The 14,791-nt window shown below is 59.0% G+C and carries 15 protein-coding genes; 2 read left to right on the forward strand and 13 right to left on the reverse strand.

Annotated features, from left to right (window positions below; genetic code table 11):
• Positions 1 to 103: 103 nt before the first annotated feature.
• A complete protein-coding gene (locus HFO71_RS08560) occupies positions 104 to 1,951 on the forward strand; it encodes a methyl-accepting chemotaxis protein (protein ID WP_168339379.1) in 1,848 nt (615 codons plus the stop codon).
• Here the strand turns inward: HFO71_RS08560 and HFO71_RS08565 are convergent.
• Positions 1,924 to 2,160, reverse strand: a complete 237-nt coding sequence (locus HFO71_RS08565) for a hypothetical protein (protein WP_131642105.1) — start codon at positions 2,158 to 2,160, stop codon at positions 1,924 to 1,926. The genes HFO71_RS08560 and HFO71_RS08565 overlap by 28 nt on opposite strands.
• A gap of 90 nt (positions 2,161 to 2,250) precedes the next feature.
• On the opposite strand from HFO71_RS08565, the gene HFO71_RS08570 reads away from it, so the two are divergent.
• Entirely contained in the window at positions 2,251 to 3,120 is an 870-nt protein-coding gene (locus HFO71_RS08570; RefSeq protein ID WP_025393197.1) for a LysR family transcriptional regulator, read from the forward strand.
• 58 nt (positions 3,121 to 3,178) lie between these two features.
• Here HFO71_RS08570 and HFO71_RS08575 read toward each other — a convergent pair whose 3' ends face one another.
• From HFO71_RS08575 to aceA, 12 genes are all read right to left on the reverse strand, one after another.
• Positions 3,179 to 4,036 (reverse strand): ROK family protein, encoded by an 858-nt coding sequence (locus HFO71_RS08575; RefSeq protein WP_338150477.1) that lies wholly within the window; start codon positions 4,034 to 4,036, stop codon positions 3,179 to 3,181.
• Positions 4,037 to 4,044: 8 nt separating this feature from the next.
• Entirely contained in the window at positions 4,045 to 4,800 is a 756-nt protein-coding gene (gene nagB / locus HFO71_RS08580) for a glucosamine-6-phosphate deaminase (RefSeq protein WP_221987828.1), read from the reverse strand.
• An 11-nt stretch (positions 4,801 to 4,811) separates the two neighbouring features.
• The gene (locus HFO71_RS08585) at positions 4,812 to 5,912 is read right to left on the reverse strand and encodes an ABC transporter ATP-binding protein (protein WP_221987829.1); all 1,101 of its coding nucleotides are present in this window, start codon (positions 5,910 to 5,912) and stop codon (positions 4,812 to 4,814) included.
• Positions 5,909 to 6,718 carry a carbohydrate ABC transporter permease gene (locus HFO71_RS08590; RefSeq protein ID WP_131664783.1) on the reverse strand — a complete coding sequence of 270 codons (810 nt, stop codon included), beginning with the start codon at positions 6,716 to 6,718 and terminating at the stop codon, positions 5,909 to 5,911. Before HFO71_RS08590 ends, HFO71_RS08585 begins: the two co-directional genes overlap by 4 nt.
• Positions 6,718 to 7,590, reverse strand: a complete 873-nt coding sequence (locus tag HFO71_RS08595; RefSeq protein ID WP_221987830.1) for a carbohydrate ABC transporter permease — start codon at positions 7,588 to 7,590, stop codon at positions 6,718 to 6,720. The genes HFO71_RS08590 and HFO71_RS08595 overlap by 1 nt, the downstream gene beginning before the upstream one ends.
• A 53-nt stretch (positions 7,591 to 7,643) precedes the next feature.
• Entirely contained in the window at positions 7,644 to 8,936 is a 1,293-nt protein-coding gene (locus HFO71_RS08600; RefSeq protein ID WP_221987831.1) for an ABC transporter substrate-binding protein, read from the reverse strand.
• 60 nt (positions 8,937 to 8,996) lie between these two features.
• Positions 8,997 to 10,010, reverse strand: coding sequence for a Gfo/Idh/MocA family protein (locus HFO71_RS08605; protein WP_221987832.1), 1,014 nt, complete (start codon positions 10,008 to 10,010; stop codon positions 8,997 to 8,999).
• Entirely contained in the window at positions 10,007 to 10,708 is a 702-nt protein-coding gene (locus HFO71_RS08610) for an N-acetylmannosamine-6-phosphate 2-epimerase (protein ID WP_221987834.1), read from the reverse strand. The genes HFO71_RS08605 and HFO71_RS08610 overlap by 4 nt, the downstream gene beginning before the upstream one ends.
• 140 nt (positions 10,709 to 10,848) lie before the next feature.
• Positions 10,849 to 11,670 carry a MurR/RpiR family transcriptional regulator gene (locus tag HFO71_RS08615; protein ID WP_131664784.1) on the reverse strand — a complete coding sequence of 274 codons (822 nt, stop codon included), beginning with the start codon at positions 11,668 to 11,670 and terminating at the stop codon, positions 10,849 to 10,851.
• A 27-nt stretch (positions 11,671 to 11,697) separates the two neighbouring features.
• Positions 11,698 to 12,843: a GNAT family N-acetyltransferase gene (locus HFO71_RS08620; protein ID WP_221987836.1), complete on the reverse strand. Its 1,146-nt coding sequence runs from the start codon at positions 12,841 to 12,843 to the stop codon at positions 11,698 to 11,700.
• Positions 12,844 to 13,125: 282 nt separating this feature from the next.
• The gene (locus HFO71_RS08625) at positions 13,126 to 13,362 is read right to left on the reverse strand and encodes an SMc00767 family acetate metabolism repressor (RefSeq protein WP_003545603.1); all 237 of its coding nucleotides are present in this window, start codon (positions 13,360 to 13,362) and stop codon (positions 13,126 to 13,128) included.
• 21 nt (positions 13,363 to 13,383) lie between these two features.
• A complete protein-coding gene (gene aceA, locus HFO71_RS08630) occupies positions 13,384 to 14,673 on the reverse strand; it encodes an isocitrate lyase (protein WP_221987838.1) in 1,290 nt (429 codons plus the stop codon).
• Positions 14,674 to 14,791 lie beyond the last annotated feature (118 nt).

Raw genomic sequence — 14,791 nt, forward strand, 5'->3', positions numbered from 1 at the left:
CGAAAACGAGACCGATGAATACCTCCGACAACCCCGATTTACGGAGAATCTTCCTTAACGCTTTTAGTCTAATTTAACCTTGGTCTATCTCCCGGGGGTCTCGATGCTGCGCCTTTTCTCTACGTCGATCGTACGCCAGATCGTTGCGATCACGCTGTTTCTGCTGGCGATCAGCACGGCCGCCATCGTCGGCGTGACCTATTACAATCTGAGCCATCATGTCATGGACGGGGCTGTCTCCGACGCCAGGGATGCCACCCGCGCGATGGCCGTTCTCTACGGTGCGGCCGATCAGGCTGCCAAGATCGAGCTGAAGGGCAATCAGCTCTCCACTGTCACGGAAGACGCTATTCCCGCCCTCGCCGACCATTCGCTCGTCGACCGCACCGCACAATCGATCGCCGGCGTTGCAACCATCTTCCAAAAGCAGGGCAGCGACTACGTCCGCATATCCACCAACGTGAAGAAGGAAAACGGCGACCGTGCCGTCGGCACCAAGCTGGTCGCCGAGCACCCCGCCCAGCCGGTTCTTGCCAGGGGCGAGGCTTATTACGGTCCGGCGGAGCTTTTCGGCCGCAAGTTCATGACCGGTTATTTCCCGATCAAGAATGCCGCGAACGCCAATGTCGGCATTCTCTTCATCGGCATTCCGATGGAGGTCTATTACCAGCGCATGTATGAGCTGCAGATGCTGGTTCTCGGTGTCGGCAGCATCGTCATGCTGCTCGTCGGTGTTCTTGCCTTCTATGCGATCCGCCTGTCGGTGAAGCCTTTGCAGGCGCTGACCGCGAGCGTTCACTCGATTTCCGCGGGCGATCTCGAAGGGACGATCCCTTGTGTCGAAAAGAGGAACGAGTTCGGCGACATCGGCCGGGCCTTGGCGCTTTTCCGCGACAGTGCCCGCGCAAGGCGCGACCTGGAAACCCAGGCTGGCGAACAGCGCGCCTTGAGCGATGCCGAACGCGCCAGGAACGATGCCGACAAGCGCTCGCTCGACGGCCAGATCGACTTTGCCGTTAACCAGCTTGCCGCCGGACTCGGGCGCCTGTCGCAGGGCGATGTCTCGCAGACGATCGGCACTCCCTTCGTCGGCCGGCTGGAGCAGTTGCGCGTCGATTTCAACGCTTCCCTCTTGCGGCTCCAGGATACGCTGTCCGGTATCCGTGACAGCGCCGCGACGATCCAGCGCAACAGCGGCGCCGTCTCCGCCTCTGCCGGCGAGCTTTCCAAACGCACCGAGGCCCAGGCAGCGAACCTCGAGGAGACTGCGGCCGCGGTGGAAGAGATTACCGTGACGGTTCGTTCGTCCGCCGAGCGTGCCCGTGAAGCCAACAATGTCGTGGCTGCGACCAAGAAGACGGCCGACAATTCGGGCGCCGTCGTCGGCGATGCCGTTGCTGCCATGGATCGCATCGAGCAGGCCTCGCAGCGTATCGAGCAGATCATCGAGGTGATCGACGACATCGCCTTCCAGACCAATCTTCTGGCGCTGAATGCCGGCATCGAGGCGGCGCGGGCCGGCGAGGCGGGCAAGGGTTTTGCCGTCGTCGCCCAGGAAGTCCGCGAACTCGCCCAGCGCTCGGCCGATGCGGCGCGCGAGATCAAGTCGCTCATCGAGACATCGAGCCGCGAAGTGACGGCAGGGTCCGAACTGGTCCAGAAGACCGGCAGCGTCCTTGCGTCGATCAGCCAGGAGATCATCGCGATCAGTGGCCATGTCGAGACCATCGCCACCGCCAGCCGCGATCAGTCGGCCGCGCTGCAGGAAGTCAACGGTTCGGTCAACGCCATGGACCAGATGACCCAGAAGAACGCGGCGATGGTTGCCGAGACGACGCAGGCAAGCCGCCTGCTTGCTGGCGAGGCCGATACGCTGATGGCGCTGATCGAGCGGTTCCGCATCGTCGCAGAATCGGCACCGGCTCATCTCGGAGCGAGAAGAGTCGCCTGAACCGCGCAACCGCTGCCACTGCGGGATTGCGCCGCGCCCTTGCGCCGCCTTCCGAGGTGGAGGTCGAGCGACGTCAGCCAGGCGGCAAAGCCAATAAGGCTATTGTTTCCGAACTCGGCATAGAATTTGTCCTCTTCCGCCTTGCCATCGCTTCGCTGGGGATAGTGCCGATAGCCGATGGTGCCTGCGATGGTGAGCATGTCGATCATGACAATGTCCTTTCCTATGTAAGACATCACCTGATCTAGGCGTCGAATTTCTCTTTATAAACGGGAAAAATCCCGCTATGTTTTTCATCCATGAAAAATGCGAGTTGGGATTCCTATCAGCTTTTCCTGCAGGTGGCCCGGCTCGGCGGGCTGACGGGGGCAAGCACCGCAAGCGGGCTCAGTCCTGCGACCGTCGGTCGGCGCATGCTCGATCTCGAGCAAGAGATTGGCCGCGCATTGTTTTCGCGCAGCCAGACCGGATATCGTCTGACCCAGGATGGCCAGGCGCTGCTCGATCACCTGCAGGAAATGGAGGCCGCCGCCCGCAAGGTGGCGGCGTGGCGGCAATCCGGCGAGGGCGCCACGACCGTCAGGGTCGCCGCCGGCACCTGGCTCGCCTGGCTGTTGACCGAGAATTTCGCCGCAATCCGCGTGCCGGGCGATGCCTTCGCCATTTCGCTCACCATCGGCGAGGCGCGAGCGAGCCTTGCCTATCGCGAAAGCGATATCGGTATTCGCGCCTTCGAGCCCGAGGAGGCCAATCTTGCCGCACGTCAACTCGGGGAGGTGGCCTATGCCGTCTATGTCAGGCGCAATGCCGCCGAGACCGACGAGCGCTGGATTGCCGTCGCCGAGGAAGAGGCGATATCGGCCTATCTGCGCTGGCCGCACGCCCATGCGGCAGCGGGGATCGTCGCCACCGTCAATCGGCCGCGCTCGCTGCCGGATCTGGTGCGCGCCGGCGCCGGCAAGACCGTACTTCCCTGTTTCGTCGGCGATCTCCATCCCGAATTGCAGCGCCAGGGCGGCGAGTTGCCGGAATTGCGCCACCGGCAATGGATCGTCATGAATGCCGAGGACCGCCACCGCCCGGAGATCCGGACGGTCGCCGACCGCATGACCAAGCTGATCAAAAGTTATGCCGATCTCTTCGCCGGAAAACGACCGAGCCGCGGCTAGAGCATGATGCCGAAAAGTGTGAGCTGTTTTCGGACGACATCCTGTTCTAATGAAATTGTCACTTCGCATGACCGTCTGGCAGAAGTACTCGGCTTGCAAGATTGGCAATTCCGATGACTCCAGCCCGTGCAGCGAGTTTAGCGGGCACTATATTCGATCTTATGGCGGAAGGGATTTGAATGCTGACGTCGCGAACGAGATCGAGATAACCTTCGGCAAGGCCGACTCCGCCGCCGATCACAATCTCTGCGGGATCAAGTATAAGTTGAATATCCCGGCAAAGCATGGCGATCCCATGTGCCGATCGTCCAACGATCGCTTTCGCCCAAGTTTCGTCGTTCCGCGCAGCGTTAAAAATGTCGCGGGCGGACGTGTCGCCAAATCCCTGCCGCGCCGCTTCTGCCTGCATCCAGCGCCCGGACACTTGGTCCTCCAGATAGGTGGAACTGCCACCAAAATTTTGCGTCAGCCCGAAATGCCCGGCGAGACCGCCAAGTGGCCGACCGTTGATAACGATACCTCCACCGACACCCGTCGATACGGTCAGAAAAACCAGATCGCCACCAGACCCGGCGCCAAACCGATACTCACCCCACGCCGCCGCCTGAGCGTCGTTCATCGCTACTGTGCGCGCGCCAAACAAGGCCGAGGTTTTGTCAACCAGAGGATAGTTTTCAGGTATTCCCAATGTCTCAGGATTCATGGCCGACCAAAGCCCATTGCGGATGAAGCCGGTCACCGCAAGGCCGATTGCATCATATTCACCATGCCAACGCTCTGCGGCAGCGTGGGCATTGGCGAGCCAGGTATCCGGTCCCTCAGAACGCTGCGTTGGAACGGTCATTTCATCAAGGACCTCGGCGTCCGACACGAGCGCCGTCATCGTTTTTGTTCCACCGATATCGATGGCAAGCACCGGCCTCGTCACGCGTTAATCTCCAACGCCAGTATGCGATCAAGCTCGTGGGCGGCGTCCCTGTCCAGCACAATGGTCGTATGGGCATGGCGTGCAAGCGCGGAGCCGGGAATGGCATCTGTTATTGGCCCTGCAGGGCTTGCCGCAACTGCGCCGGCCTTGTCGATACCGGTCGCCAGAACAACGATGCTCCGCGATTCCAGAATAGTGCCGATTCCCATCGTGATGGCATGCGTGGGTTGGCGTGAGCCCGGTGCGAAATAGCGCGCATTGGCTTCCATCGTCGAGGCTGTCAGCGCAACCCGGCGGGTGCGGGTGTCATGCGGGGATCCCGGTTCGTTAAAGCCGATGTGGGCGTTGCGGCCAAGGCCGAGAAACATCAGGTCGATGCCTCCACGCGCTGCAATCTGCGTTTCGTAGCGCGTGGCCTCCGCGCTCGCATCCGCAGCTGAACCGTCCGGAATATGGATATTTCTCTGCATGAAATCGATGTGCCGGAACAGGTTTTCACGCATGTAGAAGGCATAGGATGCAGTGTCGGTGCCCGAAATCCCGAGATACTCATCAAGATTGAAGGCGTGGGCACGATTGTAGCAACCACGGCCGTTTCGAAAGTCCTCAATCAGACGAGCGTACACCCCAAGCGGCGTCGCTCCCGTCGGCAAGCCGAGCGCGCTGTCCGGCTTTTCTTCGACTTGCCGGATCAGAATTTCCGCGACGATGGCAGAGGCTTCGTCGACTGTATCCTTGACGATGATTTCCATGGTTTTTCCGTTCAATTCAGGCGCTGTCCAGTCGCGGCGTCGAAAAGGGACGCTTTCTCGGCCGCTATCTGTACCTTGATCGTCTGCCCAGGGGCGGTGCTCCCGGTTTCCAGCCTGGCTGTCGCCGTCTGTCCGTTGATCGATAAAGTGACGTTGTCCTCAGGGCCTGTCGACTCGACCAGGTCGACGATGGCGTCATGACCCTCCTCATCGTGACGGGCCAGCTTTATGTGTTCCGGCCGCACACCAAGAATGACGTCTCCCGAAATGCCTTCGGAAAGTCCTGGGAGCGGAAGAGGCAGTTTCCAATCCTTTCCATCCGTGAAGATCACTGCGGTCCCATCCATAACAAGGCGGCCGCTGATAAACTGCATGGACGGCGAGCCGACGAACCGGGCCACAAAGGTGTTGGCCGGTTTGTGATAGATCTCATAGGGCGAGCCGACCTGCTGAATATCGCCCTTGTTCATCACGACAATTCTGGTCGCTAGTGTCATGGCCTCGATCTGGTCGTGGGTCACATAAACCATTGTCTTTCCGACGCGCTCGTGCAGTCTCTTGATCTCGGCGCGTGTCTCGACACGCAACGTCGCATCAAGATTCGACAGCGGCTCGTCAAAGAGGAAAATCTTCGGGTCGCGCACAAGAGCCCGTCCGATGGCAACACGCTGGCGCTGGCCACCCGAAAGCTCGCGCGGCTTCCGCTCGAGAAGCGGTTCAATTTGCAAGAGGCGTGCGACCTCCGACACCCTTTGCGAAATTGTCTCACGCGAGAGTTTGCGCATCCGGAGCGGAAAGCCGATGTTCTGCGCAACCGTCATGTTCGGGTAGAGCGCATAGGATTGGAACACCATTGCGACATCGCGCTCCCGTGTCGGGATGTGTGTCACTGGTCGACCCTCGATCACGATTTCTCCAGAGTCGATCGAATGCAGACCCGCGATCGCATGCAGCAGGGTGGATTTGCCGCAGCCGGAGGGGCCGAGAAGGACGACGAACTCGCCTTCATCGACCTCGACATCAATCCCTTTCAGCACCGAGATCGGGCCATAGGATTTTGTGATTTTCCGTAGGGAAAGCGACTGCTTGCTGGCCTGGATCATGCCGGTCATCCTTTTATACTTCCGAGTGACATGCCACGTACGACCTGGCCTTGAACCAACATGCCGAGAACGAGCATCGGCAGCATGACAAGCGTTGCGGCTGCCGTGAGCGGTCCCCACTGCACCCCCTGAAAAGTCAGGAACGACGTGATACTGACGGGCAATGTCTGGGTGTCCCGCCCGGTCAGGACGAGGGCGATGAAGAACTCATTCCATGTAAACAGCACACACAGGATCATCGTCGCGACGATGCCGCCCTTGGCAACCGGCAGGAACACGTTCCAGAAGATCGTCAGTTCGCGCGCGCCGTCGACTTTTGCCGCGTCGCGCAACTCCTTCGGTATGTCCTCGAAGAAGGTGATGAGCAGCGATATGGCAAAGGGCACATTGATGAAGGCGTAGACCGCAATGATCACCCAGTGATTGTTGAGCAATTTCAACTGCGCGGCCAGAAAATACGCGGGAATGATGAAGATCAGGGGTGGTGCTATCCTGAGGCTCAGCACGAACTTTTCATTGCTGCGGCGCACCGGTTCTTCCTGTGCCACGAGCCCATAGGCGACAAGCGCACCGATCGCGACCGATATGGCGCTTGCCGTAATTGAGATAAGGACGCTGTTCATGAAGGCGCGAATGAAGACGCCATTGTTGAGAACGCGTTGGTAGTTTTCCCAGGTCGGTTCGAAGAACCAAACCGGCGGGATCGCAAAGGCGTCCTTCGTCGTCTTTACCGATGTGACGACCACCCAGTAGAGCGGAAACAGCACGACCACGATGAGAACGAGGATGGCGATATAGAAGGCCATTTTGCGCATCATGAAGCTCCCCGTGCTTTGGCCTTGAAGGCCAGATTGTACAGCAACAGCAGCGCGACATTGGTGAAGATCGTCAACACCATCGCAACGGTCAGGGCGTAGGAAATGTCGAAATTGGTGAATGCCGAAATATAGCCGTAGAGGTTGAGTGTTTCCGTCGACAACGCTGGTCCGCCGCGGGTCATGATGTAGAAGATGTCAAAGGTCTTCACACTGTCGATGGCGCGGATGAGGGCGACGACAAGAAGCGCACGGTGAAGCGCCGGCAAGGTCATGTGCCAGAGAACCTGCCACTCCCGGGCGCCATCGACACGCGCGGCGTTTTGCGGATCGCCCGGCAGCGCTTCCAGTGATGCCAGCGTCAAGAGTACGACAAAGGGTGTCCACTGCCAGATGTCGGCAATCATGACCGAGAACAAGGCGACGTTTGGGTTGCCAAGCCAATCGACCGGACCGAGATGAAGCAGGGACAGGAGGTAATTCGCCATGCCGCTCGACGGGTCGAACATGAAACGCCATGTCAGCCCGACGACGATGGGCGTCATCACGATGGGCACGAGCATGATAGCTCGCGCGATCCTCTTGCCATGGAATTCCCGGTCGAGCAGCAAGGCGATGAAAAGGCCGATGATCAGTTCAATGGTCGTGGCCAGCACGGTGAAGAGGACCGTGCGCCAGAGAGCATTGAGGCCACGTGGGTCGAGCAGAAGCCGCACGTAGTTGTCCAGCCCTATGAACTGTTCCTGCCCTGGCCGCATCAGACTGATATTGTGCAATGTCAGCCACACGACATAGATCGTGATGACCACCGAGACCGCGCCGAAAAAGGCAATCACCGGCTGATAGAAAAGCTTCGTTGTGTCGTTGAACATAATGATCCCCGCGGTGTAGCCACGTCCGGAAATCCGGACGTGGCGCCCGTTTGTTAGCGGGCGAGTGCTGCGTCGTTGGCCGTGTTGGCTTCCGCCAGTGCGTCCTTTGCCGAAGCGGTGCCGGCTAGCGCCTTGGATACGGCGATACCAGCATTGTTGATGATTTCGTTCGCAGCCGTAACCGTCGGCAGATATTGCGGATTGCCCTGTTTGATCGAAGCCAGCATCGCTTCCTTGAAGGCTCCGTAGCGCTTGTTGAATTCATCCGAATTCAACGCAGCTTCAGACGTGACGCCGGAGTTGGGCGCGATGCTGAACGACTTGATTTGCTGCTCTTTCGCCGTTGCCCACGACACAAACAGCCATGCTGCTTCTTTCTGGGCGGAGGCGGACGTGATATAAAGGCTGTGCACAGCGAGGGACGATGAGCCACCCTTCAATGCGTCGGTTTGTATGGGAACCGGCACGTAGCCAACCTTGCCGACCACTGATGACACAGCCGGGTCCTCGTTGAATGCTCCGTTGACCGTTGCATCCATTGTCATGCCGGCCTTGCCCTGCTGGAAGAGAACGTGGTTTTCTTCCCAACCGAAATTGGCAGCACCGACGGGACCGTAGTCGCGTAGGACTTTTGCAAAGGCATCGAGTGAGGCGGCGGCCTCTGGTGTTCCAAGGGCCGATTTTCCATCCTTGGTGAGGAATTCGCCGCCGTAACCCCATAGCCAGCCCGCCCAGACATAGACGTTCTGGATACCTTGGGCGCCACGCATGGTAATGCCTGCGATCTCGCCGTTGGACTTTTCCTTGATGGTCTTGGCGGCGCTGATAACCTCGTCAAAAGTCTTCGGCGGGGTGAGACCGTATTGCTCGAACAGATCCTTGCGATACATCAGGAACGTGCTCTCGCCGTAAACCGGCAGGCCGTAGAGTTTGCCGTCGACAATATTCGTGTTGAGGTAGCCGGGCACGAAATCGGCGCGGTCCAGATGTTTGGGCAGCTTTTTCGTCAGATCGTCGAGTGGATCGATATATCCGGCCTTAACGAAGCCCGGAATATAGATGATGTTGTTTTGGACGACATCGTAGCGGCCAGAGCCGGAGGAGAACTCCAGGAGCATCTTGGCGGTGATGTCGGATTCCGGGATGACCTCGAGTTCCACCTCGATGCCGGTTTCCTTGGTGAACTCCGGTAACAGCTTCTGGATGCCGTCGGTGGTCGGGTGGCCTTCCATCAGAACCGCAATATGCGTTCCCGCATAGGGCTGATCGGCGTTCTGCGCCATTGCCGGCAAGGCCGAAGAGGTCGCAAGCGCAAGCGTGAGTGCAAGTAGTTGGCGTCGTTTCATGTCATTCCCCTTTTTTTGAACTGTCCATGCGTTGCGTTGAATTGCTTGATCGATGATGCGCTAGAGTCTCTCCACCTCGCCGCTTTCCGCCGAGCGGATGAGGGCTCGGGTCAAATCCAACGAGCGAATGGCTTCTTCGCCGCTGGCCACCTGAGAGGGACCGCCGTCGAGCCATTCGAGAACGCTGGCAAGCTGGAGCTTGAGGTCGCCGCCAACCCGATTTTCGACGATCGGCCAATGCTGGGTGTCGATGTCGCGGGATGTCTGGTTGTCTGCGAAATAAAGCCCGCTATCGCCGCACTGCACTTCGAATGAACCCTCGGTGCCGATGAGTTCCAGGCGTGCGTCGATCATGTGGCGAGCGCCGGCAGGCAATGACCAGGCGCTTTCAAACGTCACGACGGTTCCGCCCGAGAAGCGTACAACCGCCGCGATCGTATCCTGCGTGCCGAGCGATCCGAGGAGAATGTCAGTCTGTTGGGCGTAGACGGAAACCGGAGTCTGACCCTCAAGCATCCAAAGCACCATGTCGACATCATGCACTGTGACATGCAGTGCGAGCGGCAAGGTGCCGCCGTAGCGCTTGGGGCCTTCGGTTCGTGCGCTGTTGCGGCGGGCATAGATGTGAATAGGCGTGCCGATCTTGCCCGACGTAATCAGTTCGCGCGCCTTGTAGTAGCGTGGGTCGAACCGAAGCAGATAGCCGACCCCCAGCTTGACGCCCGCCGCCTTGCACGCCGCGACAATCTTGGCTGCATCTTCCATGGTCGAGGCGATCGGCTTTTCAACGAAGAGATTTATGCCCTTTGCCGCAATGGCGAGCGCCGGATCGAGATGAAGGTGATCCGGGGTGCAGATGCTGACCAGATCAAGCTCTTCGGCAGCCAGCAGTTCCAGATGGGAGCTGTAGGCTTTGACGTTGCCGCGCAACTCACCTGCCAGCGCAGCGGCGCGTCCGATGTCGCTATCGACGACGGCGACGAGTTCAGCGCGGGGTTCGTTTGCGAAAATTGAAGCATGCATAGAGCCCATGAAGCCGGCTCCGATCACGGCAACACGAAATTTCCTTGTCATCTGCTTTCTCCATTGAATTCAGGCGTTGTGCGCGCACCGGCCACAGCATCCGCAAACCGCCGCGTGATCACATCGGGACGGGTGATGGCAGAACCGACCACGACAAACGCTGCGCCATATTCGATGGCTCTACGTGCATCGGTTGGTTCCCAGATGCGGCCCTCGGCCACAAACGGGATGCCCGCGCGGAAAAGATCTTCCATCAGCTTAAAATCCGGCGCCTCGGTCTGTGGCGAATAGGGCGTGTATCCAGACAGGGTCGTGCCCGCGAAGTCGGCACCTGCGGCAACCGCCGCCCGCCCTTCCTCCAAGGTGCTGATATCGGCCATGGCGATCCGGCCCGCCTGATGCACCGCCTCGACAAGGGCAGCGACGCTGTAGGGTCTTGGTCTCGCCGTGGCGTCAAACGCCACAATGTCTGCGCCCGCCTCGCAAAGCTGGCGAACGTCCTCCAGCGTCGGCGTGATGTAAATCTCTGAATCCGGATGCTCGATCTTGGTAATGCCGATGATGGGGACTCTGACGGCATTTCGCACGGCGGACACATTTGTGACGCCCTCGATACGAACCGCCTTCGCGCCACCCAGCACCGCCGCCTTGGCAAGTGCCACAATGTGATCTGTCGGCTGCAAGGGGCTGCCGTCAGCCGCTTGACAGGAAACGGCAAGTGTTCCGCGCAAGGCTTCAAGGATGCTCAAGTTCCAATACCCTTCGTCTCAAATTCGAGTTCACGGTATCCCAGTGAAATAAACCGTCAAGAAATTATTTATGATGAAAATTTCCGTCAAACCGTAAGAGCAGAAATCAACCCGGCGAAAAAGGGGTGCTCGCAGGGGTCTTAAACGTTGCGGTCGGTAACGCTTTGGGCGGTGTCGAGAATGGTAATAAGGCGGTCCGGCTCAGCCATCGTCATATAGGACGCCAGAGCATCGACAATCAGTAACTGGCTGATCTTGGAGGGAAAGGCGCCCCCGGTAAGCGGTGTCTCCGGCCAGGATGCCAACAGCACATGCGTGCACGTGGCTGCCAACGGGCTTTTCGATCGATTGGTGATCCCGATCACGCGTGCGCCCCTCGCATGCGCAAGCTCGGCAATCTTGACCGTATCAAGGGTCGAGCCCGAACTTGAAATCAGGAAGTAGACATCAGCGGGATTTGAGGTGGCAGCGGCCATAGTTGCGAGATGCGCGTCACGGGCGATATGGGAATGTACACCCAGGCGTGCGAGCTTGTATTCCAGATATTGCGCTGTGATCGCCGAAGCGGCGACGCCAAAAATCTCGATGTGTTTTGCCTGCAGCAATTCCTGGGCTACGGCTTGTATTATGCCACGATCGAGCAGCCGCTCCGTTTCATCGAGGGCCGTTCTTGCGGTCTCCACAAGATTCTGAACCGGATCTCCCGTTGATATCGGGACGCTGGTCTGGCTCTGTGTCGCCAACTCCTGCGCCAAAGCCAGCTTGAAATTCTGGAACCCAGTGAATCCCAGTTCACGGCAGAACCGCATCACGCTGGCTTCGGAGGATTGCGCGTCTTCTGCAAGTTCGGTGATACTTTTGTAAAGTACCGCCTGCGGGTCTTCCAACGTGTAATCTGCGACACGCTGCAGCGCGCGCGTCATATTCGGAGCGCGTGAGCGAATACTCGCAACGAGAGCCATATGCGGTGTCGGATTCACGTGATGTCCTTAAAAATGTTCTCCGACCCAGGGGGGCGGGCCGGAAAATATGCGGTCGCATGCCATTACGCCATCACGATCACCGTTTATCCACCCTGCTCTTGCAAGAAAACTCGCGGAGCGAAAGCCGCTATAGAGTGTTGCAAGATGTTCACTTGCGATTTTCACGATGGGTAAGCCGGCTTCATGCGTTCGGCAATACGGTGTGCCGTTTTCGATGGAGAGCGATAGCGTCTCGACCTGTTCGCCCTTCATTATCTCCAACGTGACCTGCTCGGTCACTGAGTTGTAGCCACGCGCCAGAAGCGCGTCCCTTGCGGAAAGGACCCGCATTAGAAACTCCTCCTGGTGGACGAGACGCCATCCCTTGTCCGGCATCGCGAAAACCAACTTGTCCTGCGCCGAACCGTGCCACCGCACCCGCGGGTATACGGTCGAGAATGTCCCCAAAAACCGCAATATGCACCGAGCCGCCCGTCCGGACAGCGCCGCCCAATCCCGGATGATCATACATTCGGGATTGCTCGTATCGATGATCACATACGCAACGTCCTCGTCCTCGTCGAAGACGTAAATGGATGTCGGGGGATCCGGCCACGCCAAAAGAAGGGACCATTGTGCCGCACTACGCTGCAGATTACCTGCCTCCACCACGCATTGTCGCTCATGAATAGAGGCCAAGGTCGGCAGCGCGGCAGATAGCGTCAGCTCCCGGCAACGGTACTTTTCCTTGATTTTATAAAGCTCTGACGTTTCCGCTTCGTAGATGATTTCCGATCCGGCCAATTCATATCCACCTCTTCGATAAACGGGGCGGGTTGATGCAAACAAGGTTGTGAGAAAAGCGCCTCTGTTGGCAGCGATCGCACCCGCATCCTCCAGGATGGTATCTGCGAGACCCATGCCGCGGTATTCGGGTAGAATGGCCACATGTGCAATGTTGCATGCTGGCACGGCTCTGCCACCGAACCAGTGCCCGGTGGTGATGAGAGCGAAGACCGCCGCCGGCCTATCCTCATGGTCGGCGATATAAAAATTTTCGAGGCCCACCTTGCCCACATAGGCTTCAGTCTGTTGCACCGTAAACCCGAAGGACGTTGCATAGGCCTTCACGATGAAATCCGCATCCTGTGTTACTGCAATACGTGACGCCATGGTTCGCCTTGGTGATAATTGCCAGAAAAATTCTAACTCTGAAAAATATTTTTATACGAACGATGCGCAGCTGTCGAGGCCGCCAGCCTATCGGCTCGGTCATTTCCCGGAACGCCGAATAGGCGGCGGTGACAATTGCGACAAGTTGCGAAGAGCAGTGGCGCGCACAAGCCTAAATCGGATGAGCTTTCGAAAAGGATGAACGCCCGCCCGTCTCTCCGACTTGCAGGCGCTCTGATTGAGCAGCGGGGCCGCCACCGTCGGCCCGCCGGCCGGCTTTGGTCAATGCCGGTTGGTGACGACGACCGGAATCAGCAGGTCGCCCCAGTGGCCGTCGCCGCCGTGATGACGGGCCGAGCGCACCAGTTCGACCGAGACGCCAGCCTCGACGGCCTTCATGACCGATTGGTTCAGCCGATGCAGGTCGTTGGCGAGCATGCGGATCGTCGTCTGCTGATCCTCGCTCATGCTGCTTGCCTGCTCTTCGGCCCGTTCTCTGACGCGTGTAATGGATGCCATGATCTTCTCCTCCTCTTCGAGTTATTCCGCAGCCGGCTTGAACTGCGCATGTTCGGTCGAGCCGTGCATCGCCGTGGTCGAAGACCGACCACCGGTGATGGCGAGCGACACGGCGTCGAAATAGCCGGTGCCGACCTCGCGTTGATGTTTTGTGGCGGTATAGCCATTGACCTCAGCGGCGAATTCCGCCTGCTGCAGCTCGGAATAGGCCGACATCTGCCGCTGCCGGTAGCCGCGCGCCAGTTCGTACATGCCGTAGTTCAGCTGGTGGAAGCCAGCGAGCGTGATGAACTGGAACTTGTAGCCCATCGCCCCGAGTTCGCGCTGGAACCTTGCGATCGTCGCTTCGTCGAGGTTCTTCTTCCAGTTGAAGGAGGGCGAGCAATTATAAGCGAGCAGCTTGCCGGGATGAACCTTGTGCACGCCTTCGGCAAAACGCCGCGCCTGATCGAGGTCCGGCTTCGAGGTCTCGCACCAGATGAGATCGCAATGCGGCGCATAGGCGACGGCGCGCGCGATGCAGGGCTCGATGCCGTTTCGCACCTGATAGAAACCTTCGACCGTGCGCCCGGCATCATAGTCGACGAAGGGCTGGTCGCGCTCGTCGATGTCTGACGTCAAGAGCTTTGCCGCTTCCGCGTCGGTGCGGGCAATGACGAGCGTTGCAACGCCCATGACGTCGGCGGCAAGCCGTGCGGCGTCGAGATTGCGGATATGGGCGGCCGTCGGGATCAGCACTTTGCCGCCGAGATGGCCGCATTTCTTCTCCGAGGCGAGCTGGTCCTCGAAGTGCACGCCAGCAGCGCCGGCCTCGATATAGGCCTTCATGATTTCGAAAGCGTTGAGCGGTCCGCCAAAGCCTGCTTCCGCGTCGGCAACGATCGGCGCGAACCAGGTTTCGACGGAGAGCCCCTGGGCTTCCGCGGTCTCGATCTGATCGGCGCGCTGCAGCGTGCGGTTGATGCGTTTGGCAAGTTCCGGACCGGCATTGGCCGGATAAAGGGACTGGTCGGGATACATCGCCGACGCCGTATTGGCGTCGGCCGCCACCTGCCAGCCGGAGAGATAAATCGCCTTCAGCCCGGCGCGCACCATCTGCATGGCCTGGTTGCCGGAAAGTGCGCCGAGCGCATTGACGAAATCCTCCTGATGCAGAAGCCGCCACAACCGGTCCGCCCCCATTTCGGCCAGCGTATGGCTGAGCGCCACCGAGCCCCTCAGTCGCTGCACGTCATCGGCCGAGTACGGTCGGTCGATGCCGTCGAAACGATCGGCTGAAGCGTTTGGGACAAGCTTGTAAAAATCCGTCATGCTGTTCTCCTGACTAAAAGCTTGATAAAGGCTGCTGCGTGACAAGATTGACAATATGACGCGCTATGACCAGAAAAACCTTTGATTTCCGGAGTGGAAAGAGGTTAAGATGAGGAGG

This window comes from Rhizobium laguerreae, assembly GCF_019778565.1.
GTDB classification, from domain to species: Bacteria; Pseudomonadota; Alphaproteobacteria; order Rhizobiales; family Rhizobiaceae; genus Rhizobium; species Rhizobium laguerreae.

Coding starts and splice junctions, on each gene's coding strand:
- HFO71_RS08560 (WP_168339379.1), top strand. CDS start 104: ATGCTGCGCCTTTTCTCTACGTCGATCGTACGCCAGATCGTTGCGATC.
- HFO71_RS08565 (WP_131642105.1), bottom strand. CDS start 2,160: ATGATCGACATGCTCACCATCGCAGGCACCATCGGCTATCGGCACTAT.
- HFO71_RS08570 (WP_025393197.1), top strand. CDS start 2,251: ATGAAAAATGCGAGTTGGGATTCCTATCAGCTTTTCCTGCAGGTGGCC.
- nagB (WP_221987828.1), bottom strand. CDS start 4,800: ATGGAAATCATCGTCAAGGATACAGTCGACGAAGCCTCTGCCATCGTC.
- HFO71_RS08585 (WP_221987829.1), bottom strand. CDS start 5,912: ATGACCGGCATGATCCAGGCCAGCAAGCAGTCGCTTTCCCTACGGAAA.
- HFO71_RS08590 (WP_131664783.1), bottom strand. CDS start 6,718: ATGCGCAAAATGGCCTTCTATATCGCCATCCTCGTTCTCATCGTGGTC.
- HFO71_RS08595 (WP_221987830.1), bottom strand. CDS start 7,590: ATGTTCAACGACACAACGAAGCTTTTCTATCAGCCGGTGATTGCCTTT.
- HFO71_RS08600 (WP_221987831.1), bottom strand. CDS start 8,936: ATGAAACGACGCCAACTACTTGCACTCACGCTTGCGCTTGCGACCTCT.
- HFO71_RS08605 (WP_221987832.1), bottom strand. CDS start 10,010: ATGACAAGGAAATTTCGTGTTGCCGTGATCGGAGCCGGCTTCATGGGC.
- HFO71_RS08615 (WP_131664784.1), bottom strand. CDS start 11,670: ATGGCTCTCGTTGCGAGTATTCGCTCACGCGCTCCGAATATGACGCGC.
- HFO71_RS08620 (WP_221987836.1), bottom strand. CDS start 12,843: ATGGCGTCACGTATTGCAGTAACACAGGATGCGGATTTCATCGTGAAG.
- HFO71_RS08625 (WP_003545603.1), bottom strand. CDS start 13,362: ATGGCATCCATTACACGCGTCAGAGAACGGGCCGAAGAGCAGGCAAGC.
- aceA (WP_221987838.1), bottom strand. CDS start 14,673: ATGACGGATTTTTACAAGCTTGTCCCAAACGCTTCAGCCGATCGTTTC.